Origin of the sequence: Ornithinimicrobium sp., from assembly GCF_035267225.1 — a bacterium.
Classification (GTDB): Bacteria; Actinomycetota; Actinomycetes; order Actinomycetales; family Dermatophilaceae; genus Ornithinicoccus.
Window position 1 is genome coordinate 22,263 of sequence record NZ_DATFMA010000053.1, and the last position, 7,167, is coordinate 29,429.

Annotated in this window: 5 protein-coding genes and 1 pseudogene; 3 read left to right on the forward strand and 3 right to left on the reverse strand. The window is 68.4% G+C overall.

The genetic code is table 11. The features are described 5' to 3' along the window. Positions 1 to 6 precede the first annotated feature (6 nt). Positions 7 to 669: an MBL fold metallo-hydrolase gene (locus VJ976_RS04290; RefSeq protein ID WP_324098879.1), complete on the forward strand. Its 663-nt coding sequence runs from the start codon at positions 7 to 9 to the stop codon at positions 667 to 669. 74 nt (positions 670 to 743) lie between these two features. Continuing rightward, positions 744 to 1,583, forward strand: coding sequence for an EamA family transporter (locus VJ976_RS04295; RefSeq protein ID WP_414693562.1), 840 nt, complete (start codon positions 744 to 746; stop codon positions 1,581 to 1,583). A 10-nt stretch (positions 1,584 to 1,593) separates the two neighbouring features. Here the strand turns inward: VJ976_RS04295 and VJ976_RS04300 are convergent, their stop codons facing one another. Both VJ976_RS04300 and uvrB read right to left on the reverse strand, forming a co-directional pair. Continuing rightward, the gene (locus tag VJ976_RS04300; RefSeq protein WP_324098881.1) at positions 1,594 to 2,709 is read right to left on the reverse strand and encodes a TerC family protein; all 1,116 of its coding nucleotides are present in this window, start codon (positions 2,707 to 2,709) and stop codon (positions 1,594 to 1,596) included. Positions 2,710 to 2,773: 64 nt separating this feature from the next. Then, complete coding sequence (gene uvrB, locus VJ976_RS04305) at positions 2,774 to 4,888, reverse strand: excinuclease ABC subunit UvrB (protein ID WP_324098882.1); 2,115 nt, start codon at positions 4,886 to 4,888, stop codon at positions 2,774 to 2,776. Positions 4,889 to 5,050: 162 nt separating this feature from the next. Here uvrB and VJ976_RS04310 point away from each other — a divergent pair, with 162 nt between their 5' ends. Further along, positions 5,051 to 6,772, forward strand: a complete 1,722-nt coding sequence (locus VJ976_RS04310) for a BCCT family transporter (protein ID WP_324098883.1) — start codon at positions 5,051 to 5,053, stop codon at positions 6,770 to 6,772. A gap of 82 nt (positions 6,773 to 6,854) precedes the next feature. Here VJ976_RS04310 and rpsA read toward each other — a convergent pair. Next, positions 6,855 to 7,167 (reverse strand): annotated as a pseudogene (gene rpsA, locus VJ976_RS04315) (30S ribosomal protein S1); the annotation flags it as partial.

Consider the following 7,167-nt stretch of genomic DNA (forward strand, 5'->3'; position numbering starts at 1 on the left):
CCGGTCATGGACTCTCCTGACGTGGCGGACGGGTCGGACGACCTCGTGTGGCAGTCGCCCACGCTCGAGGTTCGAGCGTGCAGCGTGTCGTCCATGGACAACAACGTCTACCTCCTGACCTGCGTGGCCACACGGACGCACCTGCTGGTGGACGCCGCGGACCAGCCCAACCGGATCGCTGCGCTCGTCCCGGGTGGCCTGCAGTCGCTGGACCTCATCGTCACCACGCACCGGCACTGGGACCACCACCGTGCGCTGGCCGAGGTCGCGGACGTCAGCGGTGCCACGACCTGCGCCGGGGTGGACGACGCCGACTCCCTTCCGACTCCCCCCCAGGTGCGGCTGGCCCACGGCGACACCGTCCGCATCGGTGACCTCACCGCGGAGGTGGTCGCGCTTCGCGGCCACACTCCTGGGTCGATCGCCCTGTCGGTGCCCGGTGGCGACGCAGCGGGCACCCGTGTGCTCCTCACCGGAGACAGTCTCTTTCCCGGTGGACCCGGCAAGACGGAGTCCGCAGCGGACTTCACCTCGCTCATGGACGACCTGGAGCAGCGTGTGTTCGCCGAGTTCGCCGACGAGACTCTGGTTCTGCCCGGACACGGCGCCGGCACCACGATCGGCGCCGAGCGCCCTCACCTCAGGCAGTGGCGTCAGCGCGGATGGTGAGGGCCTCCCGGTCTGCACTGCGCACGCAGTCAACGGGACCGGCGGTACCACCGGTCGCACTGGTGCTGGCCGCCGTGGTGTCCGTGCAGTTCGGCGGGGCCATGGCGGCCTTGCTGCTGCCGCTGGTCGGCGTGGTGCTCTCCGTGGCGCTCAGACTGGTGCTCGCGGCCCTGGTGCTGCTGGCCACGGTGCGGCCGCGGGTGAGAGGTCGAACCCGGTCCGACTGGATGGTGGTGACCTGGTTCGCGCTGACCCTCGTGGGCATGAACCTTGCCTTCTACGGCTCGTTGGCCAGGCTCCCGCTCGGCGTCGCCGTCACGATCGAGTTCTTGGGCCCGCTGACCCTGGCGGCGGTGCTCTCGCGCAGGCTCAGTGACGGAGTCGCCGTGGTTGCCGCCCTGGTCGGGGTGGTCCTGATCTCCGAGGTGGCCTCGGTGGGCTGGACCGAGATCGACGTGGTGGGAGTGGGCCTGGCGGCGACAGCGGGCGCAGGCTGGGCCGCCTACATCCTGGCCAGTGAACGCACCGGCGCTCGGTTCACCGGGCTGGACGGGATGGCGGTCGCGATGAGCATCGGCGCGGTGCTCATGCTGGCGGTCAGCGCCCTCGCAGGGCGCAGCGCCGGCCTGGTCCTGCACTGGGAGGTGCTCGGGCTGGGATTCACCGTCGCGTTGCTGTCCTCGGCCGTCCCCTACTCCCTCGAGCTACTCGCGCTGCGGCGTTTGGCCACCGCGGTCTTCGGCGTGCTCCTCAGCCTCGAACCCGCCGTAGCCGCCTTCGCCGGGCTGCTGGTGCTCGGCCAGACGTTGGACACGCTGCAGATCTCGGGGATGGCGCTCGTGGTCCTGGCCAGCATCACCGTGCTCGGACGCCCCCGCCCGCGGGGGCACACCACGGCCGCCGCCGGCGGCTAGAGTCGCGCTCCTACCCCCGTCCCGGGGGCCGGCTGCGCTCCTCCTGCCCCTCGTCGTGGTGCTCTTCGCGGTGCTCGTGGTGGTGATGCGGGCGCGCCGAGAACTGCTCCAGGTGGGCTTCCGGGAGGTCATGCCCGGCCGCGACGTCGCGGCGGCTCTTGACCAGGCTGGCTATCGCCGTCACCCCGAGAATGCTCACGATGAGCACGAGGGAGAGCCAGATCGGCACCTCTGGAACGGCCTCGATGTGCTCCCCACCGTTGAGGAACGGCAGCGTGTTCTCGTGTAGGGCGTGCATGACGAGCTTGACGCCGATGACGGCGAGCAGGACCGACAAGCCGATTCCCAGGTACACCAGCCGTTTGAGGAGGTCGCCGATGAGGAAGTACAGCTGCCGCAGCCCCATCAGGGCGAAGACGTTGGCCATGAGGACCAGGTAGGGCTCGCGAGTGAGACCGAAGATGGCGGGGATGGAGTCCAGAGCGAACAACAGGTCGGTGGTGCCCAGGGCGATGATGACGACGAACATCGGGGTGACCACGGTGCTGCCGTTCTCGACCGTGCGCAGCTTGGTGCCTGCGTCCCAGGACTTGGTCGCGGGGAAGCGCTTCTCCACCCATCGCAGCAGCGCGTTCTCCTCGAACTCCTCGTCGTCGTGGGTGTTGTCACCCACGTTCTCGCGCATGAGCTTCACGGCGGTGTAGATGAGGAAGCCGCCGAAGAGGTAGAACACCCAGGACCACTGGTTGATGGCCGCTGCCCCCACAGCGATGAAGATCCCCCGCAGCACCAGGGCGATCACGATCCCGATCAGCAAGGCGCGCTGCTGCAGGTGCCGGGGCACGCCGAACTTCGCCATGATGATGAGGAAGACGAAGAGGTTGTCGATGCTGAGCGAGTACTCGGTCAGCCATCCGGCGAAGAACTCCCCGGCGTACTGGCCCCCGGAGAACACCCACACCCCTAGGCCGAAGGCGATGGCCAGCCCGATATAGACCGACAGTGCGGTGCCGGTCTCACGCTTGCTCGGTTCGTGCGGCCGTCGCCCCAGGACCAGGACGTCGAAGAGGAGGATCACGCAGACGGTGCCGAGGCTGACGGCCCACAGCCACTGCGGAACCTCCATGTCGGGCCTTTCCTACACAACGGGCCGAGGGCAGGACTCGGCGAAGGTGTCCTCAGTATGAGGGCTAGGCGGTAGCTTCCCGCATCTGGCGCAGCTCCTTCTTCAGGTCCGAGACCTCGTCGCGCAGCCGCGCGGCCAGCTCGAAATGCAGCTCGCCGGCCGCGGTGTGCATCTGCGAGGTCAGCTCCTGGATGAGACTCGCCAGCTCGGCCGCCGGCAGGTCGTCCCCGCGTCGGCCCAGGCCCGCCACGGAGGCGTCGGCGGCCACCGTCCCGGCGCCGTGCGACCCGCGCCGTCCCCGTGACTGGCTGCGCCCGCTTCCCATCAGGGCCTGGGTGTCCGCGTCCTCGCGCTCCAGCATGTCGGTGATGTCGGCGATGCGCTTGCGCAGGGGCGTCGGGTCGATGCCGTGGGCCCGGTTGTGGTCGAGCTGCTTGGCCCGTCGTCGGTTCGTCTCCTCGATCGCCTGCGCCATGGACGGGGTGACCTGGTCGGCATACATGTGCACCTGACCGGAGACGTTGCGTGCGGCCCGCCCGATGGTCTGGATCAGCGACCGGGTCGAGCGCAGGAAGCCCTCCTTGTCGGCGTCGAGAATGCTCACCAGGGACACCTCCGGCAGGTCGAGCCCCTCGCGGAGCAGGTTGATGCCGACCAGGACGTCGTACTCGCCGATCCGCAGCTCACGCAGGAGCTCCACCCGACGCAGCGTGTCCACCTCGGAGTGCAGATAGCGGACCCGGACCCCCTTGTCGAGCAGGTAGTCGGTCAGGTCCTCGGCCATCTTCTTGGTCAGGGTGGTGACCAGGACGCGTTCGTCCCGCTCGGTCCGGCGCGCGATCTCCTCGAGCAGGTCGTCGATCTGGCCCCGCGTGGGCTTGAGGACGACCTCGGGGTCCACCAGACCGGTCGGGCGGATGATCTGCTCCACGACCCCGCCCGGGGACTTGGCGACCTCGTAGTCGCCGGGTGTCGCGGACAGGTAGACGGTCTGGCCGATCCGCTCCAGGAACTCCTCCCACTTCAGCGGGCGGTTGTCCATGGCACTGGGGAGCCGGAACCCGTGCTCGACGAGAGTCCGCTTGCGCGACATGTCCCCTTCGTACATGGCCCCGATCTGGGGGACGGTGACGTGCGACTCGTCGATGACCAGCAGGAAGTCCTCGGGGAAGTAGTCCAGCAGACAGTTAGGGGCCGAGCCCTGGCCACGTCCGTCGATGTGCCGGGAGTAGTTCTCGATCCCCGAGCAGGAGCCGACCTGGCGCATCATCTCGATGTCGTAGCTGGTTCGCATCCGCAGCCGCTGGGCCTCGAGCATCTTGCCCTCGCGCTCGAAGCGCTGCAGCTGCTCGGCGAGCTCGCTCTCGATCCCGGAGATGGCCCGCTCCATCCGTTCCGGGCCGGCCACGTAGTGCGAGGCGGGGAAGACGTACATCTCCTGCTCCTCGCGCACGACCTCGCCGGTCAGGGGATGCAGAGTGTAGAGCCGCTCGATCTCGTCGCCGAAGAACTCCACCCGGACGGCCAGCTCCTCGTACTGCGGGATGATCTCGACGGTGTCGCCACGCACCCGGAACGTGCCCCGCGTGAACGCCATGTCGTTGCGCTGGTACTGCATCTGCACGAAGCGTAGGAGGAGCTCGTCGCGGTCGATCTGCTCGCCCACCCGCAGGCGCACCATCCTGTCGACGTACTCCTGCGGAGTGCCCAGGCCATAGATACACGAGACCGACGCCACGACGATGACGTCACGACGAGTCAGTAAGGAGTTGGTCGCGGAGTGGCGTAGCCGCTCGACCTCGTCGTTGATCGAGGAGTCCTTCTCGATGTACGTGTCCGACTGGGGCACGTACGCCTCGGGCTGGTAGTAGTCGTAGTAGGAGACGAAGTACTCGACCGCGTTGTGAGGCAGCAGCTCGCGGAACTCGTGGGCCAGCTGCGCGGCCAGGGTCTTGTTCGGAGCCATCACCAGGGTGGGGCGCTGGACGGCCTCGACCAGCCACGCCGTCGTCGCTGACTTGCCGGTGCCGGTCGCCCCCAGCAGCACGACATCGCTGTCTCCGGCGGAGATTCGAGACGCCAGCTGCTCGATCGCCGCGGGCTGGTCACCGCTGGGGGTGAGGTCGGACTCGACCCGGATCGGTGCCACCGTGCGCTGCAGGTCTGTGGTCGGACGCATGCTCTCACCGTAGAGCCCTGCCCCGACCGACCTCGCCTCGGATAGAATGCCCTCTTGTGGCGCCCCCATGGCCCCCACCCTCGCGGGTGTAATGTCGCTGCGCGAGCATACTGGGATCTCCCGTTGGCCGCTGCGGCATCCGCCCCAACCTCAAGGAGAGCGATGAGTACCACCGAGGAAGCCCGAACCCCCGAGGGAGAGAAGGTGACGCCGAAGATCGCCCCGCGGGTGTTCGGCCCGGCCGCCACTGTCGTCTCCGTCGTCGTTCTGCTGAGTATTCTGCTCCCCGAGCAGATGTCCGGCTGGATCACCACGGCCAACGACACGGTCGTCGGCACGCTGGGCTGGTACTACGTGCTGATCACCTTCGGCTTCGTGGTGTTCTGCGCCTGGCTGGCGTTCTCGCGTTTCGGCGACATCAAGCTGGGCAAGGACGAGGAAGGGCCCGAGTTCGGCCTGCTCTCCTGGTTCGCCATGCTGTTCAGCGCCGGTATGGGCATCGGTCTGATGTTCTGGGGCGTCGCCGAGCCGCTGAACCACTTCAACAACCCGCCCCCGGGCACCGAGGGCTCGGCCGGTGAGATCGCCACCCAGGCGATGGGACGGACGTTCCTGCACTGGGGTGTGCACGCGTGGGCGATCTACGTCGTCGTCGGTCTATCCGTCGCCTACGCCGTCCACCGACGCGGCCTGCCGGTCTCGGTGCGTTGGGCGCTCGAGCCGTTGCTGGGCGACCGGGTCAAGGGATGGCTCGGGGACCTCATCGACGTGGTGGCCATCGTGGGCACGCTGTTCGGTGTCGCCACATCGCTGGGCTTCGGCGTGAGCCAGGTCGGGGCGGGCCTGTCGTTCCTGGGCTTCTTCGAGAACACCCCGACCTTGCAGGTCATCCTCATCGGCGGCATCACGGTCCTTGCCACGGCCTCCGTGGCCTCCGGCCTGGGCACCGGTATCAAGTGGCTGTCCAACATCAACCTCGGCCTTGCCGCGTTCCTGCTGGTCTTCGTCATCATCGCGGGTCCGACGCTGTTCATCTTCCGCGAAGCCGTGGCCGCGACCGGCTACTACCTGCAGAACTTCCTGCGGCTCTCCTTCGACACCATGCCCTATGAGGGTGAGGCCGGAGAGTCCTGGCTGGGCGGCTGGACGACCTACTACTGGGGCTGGTGGATGAGCTGGTCGCCGTTCGTCGGCATCTTCATCGCCCGCATCTCGCGAGGCCGCACCGTCCGGGAGTTCATCGGTGGCGTGCTGCTGGTGCCGACCCTGCTGACCATGATGTGGTTCGTCGCTCTGGGCGGCACCGCCCTCTACCAGGAGGTCATGCGCGACGGTGGCATCATCGACCCCGAGGACGGCGTCTCGACCGACACCGCGCTGTTCCAGATGCTGGACCTGGTGCCGGGCAGCGCCGTGCTCAGCGGACTGGCCCTGCTGATGATCGTGGTCTTCTTCGTCACCAGCTCGGACTCCGGCTCGTTCGTCGTGGACATGATCTCGACCGGCGGCAGCCCCAACCCGCCGATGTGGAGCCGCACCTTCTGGGCCATCCTGGAAGGGGCTATCGCGGCGGCGCTGATCATCGCGGGCACGGCCAGCGGCAACCCACAAGGCGGGCTCGCCGCGCTGCAGACCATGGCCATCCTCGTGGCCGCGCCGTTCACCATCGTGATGATCCTGGCGTGCTTCGCTCTGGTGCGGTCGCTGCGCGAGGAACACTACGAGAAGCTGCGGCTGGAGCGTTCCCTGCTCAGGCGCGAAGTGGCCCAAGAAGCCGCGGAGGCCCTGTCGAGTGGCAAGTACGACTACGTGGGGTCCGGCTCGACCGAGTCGAAGCCCCGCTCCTCGAGCACTCGGCGGTTCGGACGGCGGTCGAAGTCCTAGCCGACCGGCGCAGCGCGACCAACGACTGAGCCCCGCCGCCCTGATGGGCGGCGGGGCTCCGTCGTGTCGGGCGGTGCTGGGCTCAGTTGCCGGTCAGCTTCTCCCGCAGCGCAGCCAGGGCCTCGTCCGAGGCCAGCGTGCCGGTCTCGTCGGCCGGCGCCGCCGGAACCGGCTCCGGCGAAGAAGCCGTGGGCGTAGCGCTGGAGTCCGAGGAGTAGGACGTCGCCGAAGAGCCTGCCTTGGGGCTGGAACTGGAGCTGGAGCCGGACGAGGCGTGGGTGTCCTCCGCCTCGGCCTCGGCTGCCGCGACGGCCGCGCGGTGGGCCTCGAAGCGGTCGTGCGCGTCGGCGTACTCCTGCTCCCACTTCTCCCGCTGTGCCTCGAAGCCGGCCAGC